The organism is Pseudoalteromonas sp. ND6B (assembly GCF_000764215.1).
GTDB lineage: Bacteria > Pseudomonadota > Gammaproteobacteria > Enterobacterales > Alteromonadaceae > Pseudoalteromonas > Pseudoalteromonas tetraodonis.
Window position 1 is genome coordinate 1 of record NZ_JQFL01000052.1, and the last position, 16409, is coordinate 16409.

11 protein-coding genes and 6 tRNA genes are annotated in these 16409 nt (G+C 40.2%); 11 read left to right on the plus strand and 6 right to left on the minus strand.

The window, feature by feature from the left end; genetic code table 11:
• The first annotated feature begins 83 nt into the window (after positions 1–83).
• From ND6B_RS07585 to ND6B_RS07555, 7 genes are all read left to right on the plus strand, one after another.
• A tRNA-Lys gene (locus ND6B_RS07585) sits at positions 84–159 on the plus strand.
• A 69-nt stretch (positions 160–228) separates the two neighbouring features.
• Positions 229–304 (plus strand) — tRNA-Lys (locus tag ND6B_RS07580).
• A 71-nt stretch (positions 305–375) separates the two neighbouring features.
• Positions 376–451, plus strand: a tRNA-Lys gene (locus ND6B_RS07575).
• A 71-nt stretch (positions 452–522) separates the two neighbouring features.
• A tRNA-Lys gene (locus ND6B_RS07570) sits at positions 523–598 on the plus strand.
• Between the two features lie 64 nt (positions 599–662).
• Positions 663–738 (plus strand) — tRNA-Lys (locus ND6B_RS07565).
• Between the two features lie 150 nt (positions 739–888).
• A complete protein-coding gene (gene nadA / locus ND6B_RS07560) occupies positions 889–1929 on the plus strand; it encodes a quinolinate synthase NadA (RefSeq protein ID WP_033103694.1) in 1041 nt (346 codons plus the stop codon).
• A gap of 170 nt (positions 1930–2099) precedes the next feature.
• A tRNA-Ser gene (locus tag ND6B_RS07555) sits at positions 2100–2189 on the plus strand.
• Between the two features lie 277 nt (positions 2190–2466).
• Here ND6B_RS07555 and ND6B_RS07550 read toward each other — a convergent pair.
• The 5 genes from ND6B_RS07550 to ND6B_RS07530 all read right to left on the minus strand — a co-directional run bounded on the left by ND6B_RS07550 (position 2467) and on the right by ND6B_RS07530 (position 8438).
• Positions 2467–4638 carry a M3 family metallopeptidase gene (locus ND6B_RS07550; RefSeq protein WP_033103695.1) on the minus strand — a complete coding sequence of 724 codons (2172 nt, stop codon included), beginning with the start codon at positions 4636–4638 and terminating at the stop codon, positions 2467–2469.
• Positions 4639–4882: 244 nt separating this feature from the next.
• Complete coding sequence (locus ND6B_RS07545) at positions 4883–5764, minus strand: c-type cytochrome (RefSeq protein ID WP_033103696.1); 882 nt, start codon at positions 5762–5764, stop codon at positions 4883–4885.
• A 299-nt stretch (positions 5765–6063) separates the two neighbouring features.
• Positions 6064–7176, minus strand: coding sequence for a methyl-accepting chemotaxis protein (locus tag ND6B_RS07540; RefSeq protein ID WP_033103697.1), 1113 nt, complete (start codon positions 7174–7176; stop codon positions 6064–6066).
• A 229-nt stretch (positions 7177–7405) separates the two neighbouring features.
• Positions 7406–7795 carry a DUF2750 domain-containing protein gene (locus tag ND6B_RS07535; RefSeq protein WP_013464647.1) on the minus strand — a complete coding sequence of 130 codons (390 nt, stop codon included), beginning with the start codon at positions 7793–7795 and terminating at the stop codon, positions 7406–7408.
• 64 nt (positions 7796–7859) lie between these two features.
• The gene (locus ND6B_RS07530) at positions 7860–8438 is read right to left on the minus strand and encodes a TetR/AcrR family transcriptional regulator (RefSeq protein WP_013464648.1); all 579 of its coding nucleotides are present in this window, start codon (positions 8436–8438) and stop codon (positions 7860–7862) included.
• 173 nt (positions 8439–8611) lie between these two features.
• On the opposite strand from ND6B_RS07530, the gene ND6B_RS07525 reads away from it, so the two are divergent.
• Positions 8612–9655, plus strand: a complete 1044-nt coding sequence (locus tag ND6B_RS07525; RefSeq protein WP_033103698.1) for an alkene reductase — start codon at positions 8612–8614, stop codon at positions 9653–9655.
• A gap of 59 nt (positions 9656–9714) precedes the next feature.
• Here the strand turns inward: ND6B_RS07525 and ND6B_RS07520 are convergent, their stop codons facing one another.
• Complete coding sequence (locus ND6B_RS07520; protein ID WP_033103699.1) at positions 9715–11454, minus strand: PAS domain S-box protein; 1740 nt, start codon at positions 11452–11454, stop codon at positions 9715–9717.
• Positions 11455–11856: 402 nt separating this feature from the next.
• On the opposite strand from ND6B_RS07520, the gene ND6B_RS07515 reads away from it, so the two are divergent.
• From ND6B_RS07515 to ND6B_RS07505, 3 genes are all read left to right on the plus strand, one after another.
• Positions 11857–14130, plus strand: a complete 2274-nt coding sequence (locus ND6B_RS07515; protein WP_033103700.1) for a TonB-dependent receptor domain-containing protein — start codon at positions 11857–11859, stop codon at positions 14128–14130.
• A gap of 69 nt (positions 14131–14199) precedes the next feature.
• A complete protein-coding gene (locus ND6B_RS07510) occupies positions 14200–15330 on the plus strand; it encodes an alkaline phosphatase family protein (RefSeq protein ID WP_033103701.1) in 1131 nt (376 codons plus the stop codon).
• Positions 15327–16388: an alkaline phosphatase D family protein gene (locus ND6B_RS07505; protein ID WP_033103702.1), complete on the plus strand. Its 1062-nt coding sequence runs from the start codon at positions 15327–15329 to the stop codon at positions 16386–16388. The genes ND6B_RS07510 and ND6B_RS07505 overlap by 4 nt, the downstream gene beginning before the upstream one ends.
• Positions 16389–16409: the final 21 nt, after the last annotated feature.

A 16409-nucleotide genomic window follows, 5' to 3' on the forward strand; every position in this document is an offset into this window, starting at 1 on the left:
AGTCCATCATGACCCACCATTCTCTATTGAATGGTTATAATCGGCGGATTTACGCGTACTTACTTTTATAAGTAAATCAGAGCGGGTCATTAGCTCAGTTGGTAGAGCAGTGGACTTTTAATCCATTGGTCGATGGTTCAAGTCCATCATGACCCACCATTCTTTTTATATTAGAATGGTCTAATCGGCGGATTTACGCGTACTTACTTTTTATAAGTAAACCAGAGCGGGTCATTAGCTCAGTTGGTAGAGCAGTGGACTTTTAATCCATTGGTCGATGGTTCAAGTCCATCATGACCCACCATTCTTTTTTGTATTTAGAATGGTCTAATCGGCGGATTTACGCGCACTTACTTTTTATAAGTAAACCAGAGCGGGTCATTAGCTCAGTTGGTAGAGCAGTGGACTTTTAATCCATTGGTCGATGGTTCAAGTCCATCATGACCCACCATTCTCTATTGAATAAGAATGGTTATAATCGGCGGATTTACGTGCACTTACTTTTTATAAGTAAACCAGAGCGGGTCATTAGCTCAGTTGGTAGAGCAGTGGACTTTTAATCCATTGGTCGATGGTTCAAGTCCATCATGACCCACCATTCTCTATTGAATGGTTATAATCGGCGGATTTACGCGTACTTACTTTTATAAGTAAATCAGAGCGGGTCATTAGCTCAGTTGGTAGAGCAGTGGACTTTTAATCCATTGGTCGATGGTTCAAGTCCATCATGACCCACCACTTCTGGTACACTTTCTTCGATATAAAATATTTCCGACTATCTCCCTAATTTTTATTTATAAACTGCCTTGTTAGATTGCTATTATTTAGTGTTAGTTTCTCGTATAATTTGCGCTATTAATTACACTGTAAATAAAGTGGTCGAGAACAATGAGTTTAGCTCAAACTATTATGCCAGAAGGCTATATTTTTCCTCCTAAGCCAGCCCCGTTAACACAAGACGAAAAAGGCGAATATAAAGCGCGAATAAAACAGTTACTGCAAGAAAAAAACGCGGTGCTTGTTGCTCATTATTACACTGATCCCGAAATTCAAGCACTTGCTGAAGAAACAGGCGGTTGTGTAGCCGATTCACTGGAAATGGCACGCTTTGGCGCTAGACACGAAGCCGACATGATCATCGTCGCGGGCGTACGTTTTATGGGTGAAACCGCTAAAATTTTAACCCCCAATAAAACTGTCGTTATGCCCACCCTTGAAGCAACCTGTTCATTAGACATTGGTTGCCCTGCTGATGAATTTTCAGCATTTTGTGATCAACACCCAGATCGTAAAGTTGTAGTGTATGCGAATACGTCTACTGCAGTTAAAGCGCGTGCTGATTGGATTGTTACCTCATCGTGTGCACTTGAAATAGTAGAGCACTTAGATGAGCAAGGCGAAAAAATTATTTGGGGCCCAGATAAGCATTTAGGCAGCTATATTCAAAAGAATACCGGTGCCGATATGATCATGTGGAACGGCGCATGTATCGTACATGACGAATTTAAAACCAAAGCCTTAAAAGACATGAAGGCATTGCACCCAGATGCGGGCGTACTTGTGCACCCAGAATCACCGGCTGAAATTGTTGAATTAGCCGATGCAGTTGGCTCTACTAGCCAGCTAATTAAAGCCGCTCAAACAATGAGCAATAAAAAGTTTATTGTAGCCACCGATCGCGGTATTTTTTATAAAATGCAGCAACTATGCCCAGAGAAAGAGTTTTTCGAAGCTCCAACGGCCGGTAGCGGCGCTACGTGTAAAACTTGCGCTCACTGCCCATGGATGGCAATGAATGGCTTACAAGCGATTGAGGAAGCACTGATTGATGCCAGCGGCAAAGAAGTATTTGTTGATATGGACTTACGCGAAGGCGCACTTAGATCGTTAAATCGCATGCTTGATTTTACAGCCAATATGGCAAAATAATAAATGGCAATATAACGCATTAGATAAAGGCGATACTCAGGTATCGCCTTTTTTATTTGCTTATGAGTAGTTAGTTTGATTATTGAGCAGTTAAAAGCGTGATGTTAAAAAGGCCTTGCACCAAGCAAGTGTATTTCATACTATAGCGCGCTGTTGCACTGCAACATTGTGGAGGGATGGCTGAGTGGCTGAAGGCGCACGCCTGGAAAGTGTGTTTAGGTTAATCCCTAACGAGGGTTCGAATCCCTCTCCCTCCACCATTATTTTATATTAGGGCGCTTTTAGCGTCCTTTTTTGTGCCTTTAATAAAGTTTAGCCTGTTAGCCTATCGCTTGCGCGACTCGATTATTTTTATGCCGATGTTTTAACGTATACATGCTCGGCTAAGGTTAAACAGGTTGGGTAAGTGGGGGGGCGTTTTGCTGCTGGGCAATTATTAATACCCATAAAAATGGCTGAGGGGCGTTTGAAGTTTAATGTAATAGCATAAAGCAGAGCTTAATGGCTATGTAGCCATCAAGCTCTTCTAACAGCTTGTTATTCAACCGTGGCTGTTAAACCACGACGTTTAAGTAAGGCTGATGTGTCTGGCTCTTGGCCACGGAATGCTTTAAACGATTCCATAAGGTCACGCGAGTTACCGACTTCTAAAATTTCTTTACGGTATTTGTCACCTAGTTCACGTTTTAAGCCTCCTTGCTCTTGTACATAAGCAAATGCATCAGCAGCTAAAATTTCACTCCACATGTAGGCATAGTAGCCTGCAGAGTAACCCCCTCCCATTGAATGAGAAAAGAATGCAGACTTATAACGCGGCGGCACAAATGGCACGTTAACGCCGTGTTTTGTTAAAACATCTTGCTCAAATTTTTCAATATCTTGCAGTGGGGCATCTGCTGGTAATGAATGCCATTCCATATCTAATAAAGCGGCAGATACATATTCTAACGTATCAAAACCTTGGTTAAAGCTTCTTGATTTAATTACTTTTTCAAGTAATTCATCCGGAATCGGCTCGCTTGTTTGATAATGTTTAGCATAGTTAGCAATTACTTCAGGGTGCATTGCCCAATCTTCTTCAAACGTAGACGGGAATTCAACAAAGTCTCTTGATACTGATGTACCAGATAAGGTTGGGTATTTTACTTTTGAAAGCATACCGTGCAGGCCATGGCCAAGCTCATGGAACATAGTGGTTGTTTCATCGTAGCTAATAAGTGTCGGCTCACCTTTGGCGCCTTTTTGAATGTTCATAACATTCACGACAACAGGTTTTTGTCCATGCAAACCAGACTGTTTAACAAACGAGCTCATCCATGCGCCGCCACGTTTACCTTCACGCGCAAAATAATCAGCAAAAAAGATAGCTAGGCTTTCACCATTTGCGTCAAATACTTCATATGCTTTTACATCTGGGTGATACACAGGTAGATCGTTACGTGGCTTAAATGTAATGCCATACAAACGATTCATGGTAAAGAATACACCGTCTTCTAATACACGGTTAAACTCAAAATATTCTTTTACTGCTTTTTCATCAAGGTTGTACTTATCTTGACGTACTTGCTCGGCATAATATAACCAATCCCATGGTTTAAGTTCGAACTGCTCTGCAGATGCATTTATTTTTTCTTGAATATCGGCAGCTTCTAACGCTACATTTTGAGTTAGCCTTGGCACCATGCTAGCAAACATATCAAATACAGCTTGTGGTTTTTTAGCCATTTGCGACTCTAAACCAAATTCAGCCCAGCTGTTGTAGCCAAGTAGCTTTGCTTTTTGTGCTCTTAATTTAACTAGTTGCGCAACAATGTCGCGATTACTAAATTCACCATCTAGCGCGCGCTCTGAAGATGCACGCCACACTTTCTCGCGTAAATCACGGTTTTGTAATGAAGCTAAAACAGGCTGGCGAGTGGTATTGGTGATTTTAATTAAATACTGCCCTTCGTGGCCGGCTTCTGCGGCTGCATTAGCAAATTGTTCAATTTGACCTGCCGATAAGCCAGCTAACTCTTTTTGGTCTTTTACGATGACAACATTACTTTTACTTAGCGCAAGTAAGTTTTGTGAAAACTGCGTCGTTAAGGTTGATAGCGATGAGTTAATATCACGTATTTGCTGCTTTTGTTCATCATTAAGCTGAGCGCCTGAGCGCACAAAACGTTTATAGTAAACGTCTAATAGTCGTGTTTCTTGCGCTGTTAATGCTAAAGAGTCTATTTTTTCAAAAAGTGTGGCTACTTTTTTAAATAACGCATCATTTAAAAAGATGTTGTCTCTGTGCGCTGCAAGCTTTGGTGCAAGTTCTTTTTGAAGCTCACGACGCGCTGGGTTTGAGCTAGAGCCTGCAAGGTTGTAAAAAATGCTGCTTGCACGCGTTAATAACTCGCCACTTTGCTCAAGTGCCACGATGGTGTTTTCAAAAGTCGTAGGGGCTGTATTATTAATAATGTCTTGTACTTGCGCCATTTGCTGCGCCATACCTTGATTAAAGGCAGGTAAAAAATGCTCATCTTTGATGACTGCAAAGTCAGGGGTTTCGTACTGTAATGTGCTTTTTTCTAATAATGGGTTGGTAGCTTGTTGTGCTTGCGCTGAAATACTTTGCGCAGTTGTTTGTTGTTTGTTGTCAGCGTTTACATTTGGCTCAGAGCAGCCCGAAAGTAATAACGCCGAGCTGATTGCCGTGGCGAGTAAAGTTTTCATATTTACATTCTCTTATTATTGTAACCAGTCGTTACCTTGTCATTAATCAAGTAAGAGTACGTTGACTTAAATGTAACTACACTTAGGTTGCGATAAAGTCTGAATTAACTGCGACGAGCTGTTAAGTTATATGCCCCATAGTGCATTTTTTGACGAGCGAGTAAAATATAAAGCAGTAAATAGGAGGGGCGTTGAGTGACTTAAATACGCCAGCGATGCTTAATTTATTTACCTATCTAGTTATTTATCGACGCACGTCTTTTGGTGCGCCACCTTTTGGCCAGTCATTCGCTTTATTGGCAAAAATAGGGCGTTCTAAATGTGAAAAGTAATAAGCAATATCGACAGCTTGTTGATCACTTAGAATGCCTTCTTGACCCAATGGCATATTGCCCTTTATAAAAGCGGCTGCGGTATACGTACGTGCCATGCCTGCGCCATCGTTAAAAGAATGACTGCCCGCAACAGCAGGGAACATATAGGTATCATTGGGGTATAAACCTTGAGCATCCATTTGATGGCAGCTTGCACAATGTTGTGCGTAAAGGGTTTTTCCGTTATCGGCGTTTGGTATTAGCTCTTTATTAATAGCGACAAAGCCCGTGTTTCCTTGCAGGTCGTCTTTGGTTTTTATATTTTGTGATAAAAAGTTCATGTAGCTGACAATAGCCTGCATTGGCACTGAATTAGTAGGCAGTGGCTGGCCGTTCATTGAGCGTTGAAAACAGCCATTAATTCTGTCTTCAATGGTGTTTATTTTTGCATTACGTGAACGATACTTTGGATATACCACATTCATGCCCACATAAGGCGCGGCTTTAGCTACACGCCCTTCATTAAGATGGCAAGTGCTACAATTGAGCTTATTATTTACGTTATTGGGAAGTTGTTTATAGGTATCAATAATTAATAAGCGCCCATAACGAATTAAATCCGACTCAGGGCTGGCATCGAGCTCATTAATAGCGGGCGTTACTAGGGTATTAGGGTGATTTGCTGATAAGTTTATAATTGTGGGCGCATTACTTAACGCTTTTTGCACAAGTGATTGTGTTTGCGCTTCTTGTGAGTATACGGGCAAAGTAAATAACGTCGCGAATACAACACTAAAATGAACTTTAAACATAATTAAAACCTAAATAAAAAAGAGTATTTAAACGACAGTGCTCATTATTGCTGTAATGTGGCTAAGTGTTTTTAATACCGGTGAAATTGGTAAGATGAATCGGTAAACCGTGACCCACTATCATTAAAATATAGTTAATGATTACTTAAAGGGTTAATAATTTAGTTAGTTTGGTTATTGAACAGCAGTGCTTAGGTGGAGGTGTCATTAGTTTGTGATTAATTTATATAAGTTTGGTATGCATAGCCAAATGATTATGAACCATAACGCTATGCAAAGTGAGGTGTTTTTTGACTATTTTATTTACAGTTATAATCCATAATTTTGTGTGATAAAGCGCTAAGTATGTCCACTACTTTAAAACTTGCTTGCTCCATAAGAGATACTTTTTCTACAGCAGTATTGATATCGCCTAATTGGAATGCTTCTAAAGCAGCAAAGCCATTCTTATGGACATCTTCATGTGGTTGCTCTAATGCTTTAAAGTCGTTAATGCTTGAATATTTTAATGCACCTTCACCTTGGTAATACCATTTACCTAAACGACACATGGTATGATCAGAAAAGTCTTCTGCAGTCTTATTTGATTGGCCTAAAATGACTTTATAAATATCGTATTTCCATACAATGTGATCCATTTTTACTGTTTGAATAAATGCATCGGCACTTGAATTAACAATAACGCTATACATATTTTGTGATAGTTCAACCACCTTTTTAGCGGTAGCATCAATTTCTGATGAGCTATTTGCAATGCCATCACTTTCTTCGCTAACGTTAGTAATGTTAGTTACAACGCTTTGCATTTGCTCATTGACCTTAGCTATTAAATTAGAGATCTCGTTAGATGCATCAGAAGAGCGCTGAGCGAGCGTTCTTACTTCATCTGCCACAACAGCAAAGCCTCGTCCTTGCTCTCCGGCTCTAGCGGCCTCGATGGCCGCATTAAGTGCAAGTAAATTTGTTTGATCAGAAATCCCTTTAATTATGTTTACAAAATCATTAATTCCGATTGTTACTGACTGCAATTCTTTAACGGATTTAGTGGCTGATTTTGTATCTCTTGAGATATTATGTGTTGACGATGAAGTCGTTGCTAACATATCTAAAATTGTATCAAGTAATTCTTGGGATGACTTAAATGACGTAGTATCATTAATTAGTTTATGTGAAGTTGAGGCTAAGCTTTCTCTGATGTCACTAATTAAATCAGATGACTGTAATGATAATGTGTTTAATTCACGCTGTTTTACAAAGGCTGTATCATTTGCTATTTCATTGTCGTTTTGTTGTGATTGCTCGCTGTTTGCTGCTAACAATTGCGCTTCAAGCTTTTCATTGGTTTTTTTTAATTGAATTAACTCGTTATTTAACTCATTAATTTTGTTTTTATATTTTGAATTGAACAGCATGTAGACCCCAATTTAAACACAGAAAATAAATGTATATTTTTTATTAAATTTACCTGAACATTGATTACTTTATTCGATTTTTTACGGGGGTGGAATTGACGTCCACCCAGGTCGATTTTTATAAAAGTAAGTTACAACACTATAATAGATGCTTTATAACCTTTTGGTAAATAAACTTTTCTTTTAATGCTTATAATAAGCTTGTTTAAGGTGAACACTGCTTTAGAAGTTAGTACTTCCTAATTGATTTACTCAACTGGGCTTGAAACTCATCAGGGAATAAAATTGTGCCGTCGTCTTCTTCGGTAGGGAACACGGCCACCAGTAAGTCGTCTTCTTCAAGGCCAGGTGTCCAGCGGCTAAACCAATCGTTTGTTGGAATTGCTTTAGGTGTACAGCCTTGCCATTCGCCGGTTGCCCAGGCTTGTGCGAACTCTCGTGTTGGCCATACCGGCACGCAATCGTCGTCCTCGTTAGTGAGCATTACGCAGCCGTCGTCATCGTTTAAAATCCACACTTGCTTAAATTGCTGCACGGTTTCGTACATGTATGCGAGTCGTTTTTTTGCGCCAAGGCCTAAAATTACGTCGTCTTGCTTTGATAAATTATCGGTGGTCATTTTTGGCTCTCTCTCACTGTGGAGTATACAAAGAGCAGCGAGCTGCTGCGCTTTAAAATTTAGTTTAGCTGATGGCTGCTAGTAGCTCATTGGCTAGTTGGTTTAGTGCGTCGGGGTCTTGGTTTGTTAATGCGTAGGTGCGTAATCCATATATACCCATAACACAAAATCGTGCTAGCTCTATGGCACTTCGGCCATTGGTAATTTCTTTATTATCAATTGCTTTTTGTAACTGCTGCGCAAAAGCATGCTCGTATGCAGTTAAATTAGTACGCAGTACGTGGCAAATTTGTGGATCGTTACCCTCTACCTCGCTAATGCTTTTTGTGAGCAGGCACACTTTGGTTGCTTCACCGTCAACGCATTCTTGCACAATGATATTAAGGTATTGTTTCAGCGTATCTAAAATACAACTGCTGTGCTCAAACAGCGCCGTAAACTGTGTATTGCGATCGGTTTGGTATTGCTCAGTAGCGGCTAAAAAAATGCCTTTTTTACTTCCAAATGCCGCGTATAACGAGCCCGGATGTAAATGGGTTGCTTGAGTAAGTTTTTGCATACTGGTTTTTGCATAGCCATGAAGCATAAACATCGCCATTGCTTGGCGCAGTACAAACTCTGTATCAAATTCTGCAGTTCTCATAATGACTCTTCTCGTTGGCAGAGTAGGTAAAACGAACTCTCAACAATAATCCTACCTTAAGCAGCGTTTAGGTAAAGCAGTTTACGCAATCTTGAACAAAGTTTCAAAATTATACTTGAATATTCATTCAAGCGACCTTATCTTGAATGTACATTCAACAAAGGATAAACATTATGTCGACAGACTTACTTTCACCTTTTAAATTAAATAACAGCATTGAACTGCAAAACCGCGTACTAATGGCACCACTAACTCGTTGTATGGCAGATGACAATTTAGTGCCTACACAAGCTATGGTTGATTACTACGCTCGCCGTGCTGATGTAGGATTAATTATTAGTGAAGCAATTATTATTCGTGCCGATGCACAAGGTTACCCAAATACACCGGGTATCTTCACTAATGAACAAGTTCAAGGTTGGAAAAAAGTCACTGACGCCGTGCATGCCAATGGCGGTAAAATGTTCGCGCAATTATGGCATGTTGGCCGTGTTGCTCACCCTCACTTTTTTGGTGGTGATGTTCTGGCGCCATCGGCGATAGGGGTTGAAGGTTCAGTACCGCGTATGCGTGAGCTAACTTATATTACGCCAAAAGCTGCCACTAAAGATGATATTAAAGGCTTAGTGGCTGACTACGCTAAAGCGGCAGAAAACGCGATGGAAGCAGGTTTTGACGGCGTGGAAATTCATGGTGCTAATGGTTATTTAATTGACCAATTTTTACATTATGCGGCAAATGAACGTGATGACGAGTACGGGCAAACACCAGAAAATATGTCTCGTTTTGCACTCGAAGTAACTGATGCCATTATTGATGTTGTAGGCAATGAGCGTACCGCTATGCGTTTAACACCAGGTGCCTACTTTAATATGAGCGAAGACAATCGTGATAAAGCAGTATTTGACTACTTATTACCTGAGCTTGAAAACCGCAAACTAGCCTATTTACATGGCGGTATTTTTGACGACAGCATGCGTTTTGATTCACTAGAAGGTAAATCAACCTCTGAATTTTTACGAGCTGGTTATGCAAGTACCTTAGTGGGTGTAGGTAGTTATAGTTTTGAAACTGCCAAACAAGCGATCAACGATAATAAATTTGATTTAATTGCCATTGGTCGCCCACTTATTGCTAACCCAGATTACATTAGCAAAATTAAAAATGGTGAAGAAGTGACACCTTATAGTGATGAGATGCTTGCTGAGTTAGTTTAAGTTTTAAAGAGTTCTCACTAATAAGCCCACAAATGTGGGCTTATTACTTAAAAGCGGATTCATGAATCTATCTTTTTGGATAATTCTGCAAGCTCTTGAATTTTAGTAACCGTTTCTTTTATGTAGCCGTTTATTTCTTCAGAAGATGCCTTTGAATTGCCTGCAAGAGTTCTTACCTCGTCAGCAACAACGGCAAAACCGCGTCCCATTTCACCTGCTCTTGCGGCTTCAATAGCAGCATTGAGTGCAAGTAAATTTGTTTGCTCTGATATTCCATTAATTGTTTCTACTATTTTGCTGATGGTTTGGCTTATATCTAATAATTCTTTCATTGATATTTGAGTTTGATTAACTGCTTTTTTTCTTTCCGTTATGTTTAAACCTATAAACATATAACTAGTGGTTTGACCATTAACATCACGAAGAGCACATATTCTTGCATCAAAGGCACTGTATTGATTATTTTTTTCAAGTTCAAAAGTTTTTGAGATATGTTTGTTTTTGTCTAAAAATGCTTTTTCTTCAACGCTGAGATCAGAAATCAGATTTTTAGCAAACTCTTCTACAGAAAAATTGGGTTTTAATGCCGTTTTTAGTAATTCGTTACAATCAAGTACTTCACCATGAAGAGACACTTGCAACATAGCTATAGACTCGCCGATAGTTTCTAGTTTGTTTGTGAAATCAAGCGCCATTTGCTTTACTTCAGATATATCAGCTTGAATTGCAATGTAATTTTCTAATTTCCCTTCTCTTATTACTGGGTTGATAGATAGTGAGGTCCAGTAAGCACTCCCCGATTTTTTATAGTTTAATATTTCTCCATAAAAAGGAGTTCGATTTTTAAGATGTGTGCGTATCGTTTCTATCATGTTTTTGTCAGAATCTTTGCCTTGTAAAAAACTGCCTGGTTTCTTACCTTTTACTTCACTTAAAGCGTATCCTGTTAAACGTTCAAATCCATTGTTTACATATTGAATATAGCCGTTAGGATCGGTGATTATTACCGCGTTGTCTGTTTCGTTTGCAACAAGTGACAACATCCGTTGTTCTTCTCTAGTTATTACCTCTTGCGTTACATCTTTGATAAAAGCTGTGTAAATAACGCGATTAGCTAATTTAATTTTCGATAGCGATAATCGCCCCCACACGGTTGTTCCATCTTTGCGTTCAATTTCAACTTCTCTACTGGTACCAACTATTTTATCGACACCTGTGTCTCGGTTTGCATTTACAAGCTCATCATGGTTATGTTGTATTGCATGGGGTACTAGCATTTTTACATTGTTTCCCATTACTTCTTGTTTACTGTAACCCCACAGTGTTTCAGCGGCTTTGTTATACAAAGTAATACAATTATTTTCATCAATACATACAACTGCATCAAGGGCTTGCTCTAACGATTGCTCATTGATTTCTTTTGCTTCACGCTCTGCTGATATATCTCTTATAAAAGCGGTGTAATGTTTGTTGTTATTTACTTTCACCTGAGAAAGCGCTAACTCGACCCAAATGCGACTTCCCGATTTAGTTTGTAATTCAACTTCTCGGTAGCTGCCAACAATTTTGTCTTGCCCGGTTTCTCTGTGGTGATTTACATAGTTGTCGTGGTTTGTTTTATGTTCGTCAGGGACTAGTTTACGTATGTTGTGACCGAGTACTTCATCTTCTGTGTAGCCCCATAATTTTTGCGCGGCCTTGTTATAAAAGACAATATTGTTTTTTTCATCTATGGAAACAATTGCCGTAATAGACTGTTTTAATGCTTGCTCAGCGCTATTAGCGAAAAAATTAAACATAGTGCAGCTACCTGTAATTAAAGCGTTAATAAAAAGATAGCCCAGAAAAAGCTGATTGCAAAATTGGTTTTTAACTTTGTATAAAACCGCGTTTTTGGGCTAAAAGTTATCACTTTATGGGCTCTTAACTCTTTATATCTAAGTTAAATAAGATTTTGATCAATTGCAGTTAGAAAAAGTGAGTAAATTGTATGACTTTAGGGAGTAACTTGGTTTGTAGATGTTGTTTTAGTCTGATTGCTCTCAATTACGGTGTGCTTGTTTTGATTACTTTACGTCATAATTAACTCATATTTGTTTAACCTGTTTGTCAATAAAATTGCCCCTCGTTGTCATATTTAAAAAATAGACTGTGCCGGCTTTCATAATTACCTTTTATAATTAGAATCAAATGGGACAACAATGTACGCTTTAAAAAATAAATCGATTTTGAGCATGGCCGTGGCCATGGCGGTATCAACATCTGCTTATGCTAACGATAACGTGATAGAAGAAGTAACCGTTACTGCAAAACCAACCAGTTATGCAAACAACGTTATTGAACCTGCGATGCTAGAGCAACAAAGCTCGGTATCGAGTGTGTTATCGGTAATTGATAACTTGCCTGGTATTAGCATAAACGAAGGCGACGCATTTGGCGGCGACGATTGGTCAACAACCATTACCATGCGTGGTTTTAGTATTGACTCAAACCAGCAGCAATTAGGTATGACGATAGACGGCATTCCTAATGGTGGCTCTAATTATGGTGGCGGGGCTAAAGCGAATCGTTACCTCGATAGCGAAAACTTGGTGACGGTGGAAGTTGGCCAAGGTACCTCAGACATTAAATCGGCCTCATTAGAGGCATTAGGCGGTACCTTTAATTTTGTAAGTAAAGCACCGAGTTTAGATAAAAGCACCACCTTTGCTTATACCTCAGGCAGTCACGACGCCTCGCGTTATTACGTTAAGCACGAAACTGGCACCATTTTCGATAATACCCAAGCGTACGTGAGTTACTCACAAACCGATACCAGCCGCTGGATTGGCTCAGGCAGCAATGGCGGAAAAGATAACCAACACGCTGAAGCGAAATTTGTTACCACCCTTGATGAGCTAACTATTACAGGGCGCTTATCGTATGACGATGTAAGCGAGACCAACTACAATAGCGTGAGCCTAGAGCAATTTGAGCAAACCCCTGATTGGGATCAGTTAACATGGAACTGGACAGGCGTTCCGCACTTTGACCAAATGTTTGCAGAAGGTTGGGGCACCCTGCGTGAAAATACTCTAGGCTATTTAAAGTTTGAATACGCGATTTCACCTACCTCATTGTTAACCATTAGCCCTTATTACCATAAAAACTCAGGCCGAGGCGATTGGATCCCACCTTATTTAACATCCCCTGTAGATGAAAATGGCAACCCAACCACCGAGGGGGGCACCAACGCAGGCTCTTATGGCTTTACAGATAGCAACGGTAATCCACTTGCCCCCAAAGTAGGTTGTACCGCAAGTTTAAATTGGCCGTGGGAGTCGGGTCCTGAGCTTAACCCTGCATGTTACGACGCTGATGCCACGCCAGTTATGTCTTATCGTCATACTCATTACAATAAAGATCGTTTAGGGGTAACTGCTAATTATCAAGCTAGCTTTGGCATGCACGATATAGAAGCGGGTTTTTGGTATGAGCAAAGCGACCGTGATGAGTCGCGTGATTGGCATAAAGTAATCGATGCCCGTATTTATCATCATTTTGATAACACCCCATACTGGACGCAATACAAAAACACCTTTGAGACTGATACGCTTAAATGGTATGCACAAGACTCAATGACACTAGGTGACCTTACCTTAAACCTAGGGGTAAAAAAATACTTAGTGGATATAGAAAAGTATGACCACTATAAAAACGCCACAACTGCTAAAGTAAACAGTGATTCAGACCTATTATTTAGTGGCGGTATTTTGTATCAGCTAAATAGTAATACTGAGTTATTTACCAGCTATAGCGAAAACTTTGCCGCCATTAAAGACGGTGTGCTTGAACGCGATAGCTCTGACTTATCAGCTATTAAGCCAGAAACCGCTGAAAATATTGACCTGGGTGTGCGCTATCAAAATAATGCACTTAAATTAACAGCAACGGCCTATTCAATTGAGTTTGATAACCGCATCACCTTTATAGCACCAGGCAGCGACACGGGCGGTATAGACTACACCATAGGCACAAACGGATCGTACCTCAATGTGGGCGGTATTGAGTCCAAAGGTCTAGAGCTGTCAGCAAGTTATATGCTTAATAATGAGTGGAATGTATATAGCTCATACACCAATAATAGCTCTGAATACAAAGGCGATGCGCCAGGCTTTGAAGCAGGAGGCAAAGTAATTGACTCAGTGGATGATTTATTTGTGCTATCAACCGATTACTACAGTGGCGATTTCCGCTTTGGTTTATCGGCTAAATACACCGGTGAGCGTGGCGATGTAGACAGTTACACCGTGCTTGATTTAAACGCAGGTTATGCAGCCGAAGTTAACGCAGGCCCGTTTAAAGCCGTTGATATTGCCTTTGTGATTTATAACATTACCGATAAAAGCTACTTAGCAGGTGGTACGGGCAATGGGAGTACTTACTTTATTGGCTCACCACGCACAGCAGCAGTTACATTAACGGCTACTTTTTAAACCTAATGTAACCTTATATAAGCCCATCACCGATGGGCTTTTTGCTATAAAAAGATTGATGAGAACACAATGAAAAGCATGATAAAAATAACCGGGTTAAGTTTAATTTTATTGTTTAATAATGTGGCATTGGCTGCTCAACAAAATGTAGTGTTAGTCACCCTTGACGGCGTACGCTGGCAGGAAGTATTTAATGGTGCCGATAAAAACCTGCTCAATAATAAAGAATTTGTTAAGCAACCAGCACAGTTAAGCAATGAATTTTGGGATGAAAGGGTGCAACAGCGCCAGCAATTATTAATGCCATTTTTAACTCAAACGATTGCCACTCAAGGCGTCATTATGGGCGACAGAGCAAACGGCTCAGCGATGTCAGTGAGTAATCCGTGGTATTTTTCATACCCTGGTTATAACGAAATTCTTACCGGCGAAGTGGATGAAAGTATCAACAGTAACGACAAGGTATTTAATCCAAATAAAACCATTTTAGAGCGATTAGATGCGCAGCCTGAATTTAAAAACAGCACGGCTTTATTTGGTAGCTGGGATGTGTTTCCTTACATTGTAAATACTAAGCGTAGTCATGTGTATGTAAACGCAGGGTTTATGCCTATTGCCGATGATTTATTTGCCGATGCGCCCCTGTTAAACGCATTACAAACAGAAATCCCCAGCCCATGGCACAATGTGCGGCTTGATAGTTTTACCTATCGATTTGCTAAAGCCTATATGCTGGCTAAAAAGCCAAGATTATTGGTGATTAGCTTAGGAGAAACTGACGACTTTGCTCACGATGGCCATTACGATGCTTACTTAAAGTCGACCAAACAAAGCGATGCATTTATAAAAGATTTGTGGCAAACCATTCAAAGTACCCCTGATTATAAAAATAATACGACGCTGATCGTTACTACTGATCATGGCCGTGGAAGTCATGCCAGTGATTGGCAGCATCACAGCTCTAAACGGGCATTAGCAAAGTCGGAGCAGGGTAAAAAGGCATTTCCTGAGGGAATTATTGGCTCAGAGCATATTTGGCTTGCTGCCATTGGCCCTACAATTAAAGGTAATGGCTTAATAAAAACCGATAATGAGCTTAAACAAGCGCAAATTGCCGCCACCGTTTTAAAAGCACTTGGGCAAAACCCAGACACGATTAACCCTAATATGGCACCGGCTATTAATGAGATTTTAAAATGAAACAGTTACTAAAAACTTTTAATCATTCAGCGCTGTTACTTGCTTTTGTTATTAGTGGTGGCGCAATGGCTGCGCCGTCTAAAATATTGTTTGGCTCGTGTGGGCATCAAGATAAAGACATCCCCATCTTTAACGCCATCAACAAAGAGCAGGGTGATTTATTTATATTTTTAGGCGATAACATTTATGGCGATACTAACGACATGGCCGTGCTTAAAAATAAATACCAACGATTAGGGGCAAAGCCTGGCTTTAAAACCTTAAAAGCAAATACACCATTAATAGCCATGTGGGACGATCACGACTATGGTCAAAACGATGCGGGTAAAGAGTATCCGCATAAAGAAACATCACGGCAAATTATGCTCGATTTTTGGGATGAACCGGCAAACTCTGCGCGCCGCACTCGTGCTGATGGTATTTATACCTCGTACATGTATGGCGAAGGCGAGCAAACCGTGCAAGTGATCATGCCTGACTTACGTTTTAATCGCGATAAGCTTAATTCAGTGAGCGAACTTGAGTATTACACCAAGCGTAAAGCAAATAACCAAGGACCGTACAGTCCAACCGAAGTAAAAGGCGCGTCTATGCTTGGGGAGGCGCAGTGGCAATGGCTTGAAGCCGAACTTAAAAAACCAGCAGCGATTAAACTAATCGCATCAAGCTTGCAGTTATTGCCTGATTTTACTGGCTGGGAATCGTGGGCAAATTTTCCAGAGGATAGAAACCGTTTATTTTCGTTAATTAAAAAACACCACGTAAATGGCGTGGTGATCATCAGCGGCGATACTCATTGGGGGGAAATTTCAAGGTATCAACACAATCTTGATTACCCACTCATTGAAATGACCAGCTCAGGCCTGACTGAAAAATGGAAAGACGTTAGCCCAAATAAACATCGTGTCGGTGATTACACGCATAATGTTAACTATGGCGATTTAACCATTGATTGGCAGCAAGCAGATCCAGGCTTGTCACTTAAGCTCAAAGGCATTGATGGTAACGTAATAATGCAAAGTGACTTTAGCTTATCTAGCATAAGCCCATACCAATAGTTGGTTTAATATAAAAACGCA

Coding starts and splice junctions, on each gene's coding strand:
- nadA (WP_033103694.1), top strand. CDS start 889: ATGAGTTTAGCTCAAACTATTATGCCAGAAGGCTATATTTTTCCTCCT.
- ND6B_RS07545 (WP_033103696.1), bottom strand. CDS start 5,764: ATGTTTAAAGTTCATTTTAGTGTTGTATTCGCGACGTTATTTACTTTG.
- ND6B_RS07510 (WP_033103701.1), top strand. CDS start 14,200: ATGAAAAGCATGATAAAAATAACCGGGTTAAGTTTAATTTTATTGTTT.
- ND6B_RS07515 (WP_033103700.1), top strand. CDS start 11,857: ATGTACGCTTTAAAAAATAAATCGATTTTGAGCATGGCCGTGGCCATG.
- ND6B_RS07550 (WP_033103695.1), bottom strand. CDS start 4,638: ATGAAAACTTTACTCGCCACGGCAATCAGCTCGGCGTTATTACTTTCG.
- ND6B_RS07535 (WP_013464647.1), bottom strand. CDS start 7,795: ATGACCACCGATAATTTATCAAAGCAAGACGACGTAATTTTAGGCCTT.
- ND6B_RS07525 (WP_033103698.1), top strand. CDS start 8,612: ATGTCGACAGACTTACTTTCACCTTTTAAATTAAATAACAGCATTGAA.
- ND6B_RS07505 (WP_033103702.1), top strand. CDS start 15,327: ATGAAACAGTTACTAAAAACTTTTAATCATTCAGCGCTGTTACTTGCT.
- ND6B_RS07530 (WP_013464648.1), bottom strand. CDS start 8,438: ATGAGAACTGCAGAATTTGATACAGAGTTTGTACTGCGCCAAGCAATG.
- ND6B_RS07520 (WP_033103699.1), bottom strand. CDS start 11,454: ATGTTTAATTTTTTCGCTAATAGCGCTGAGCAAGCATTAAAACAGTCT.
- ND6B_RS07540 (WP_033103697.1), bottom strand. CDS start 7,176: ATGCTGTTCAATTCAAAATATAAAAACAAAATTAATGAGTTAAATAAC.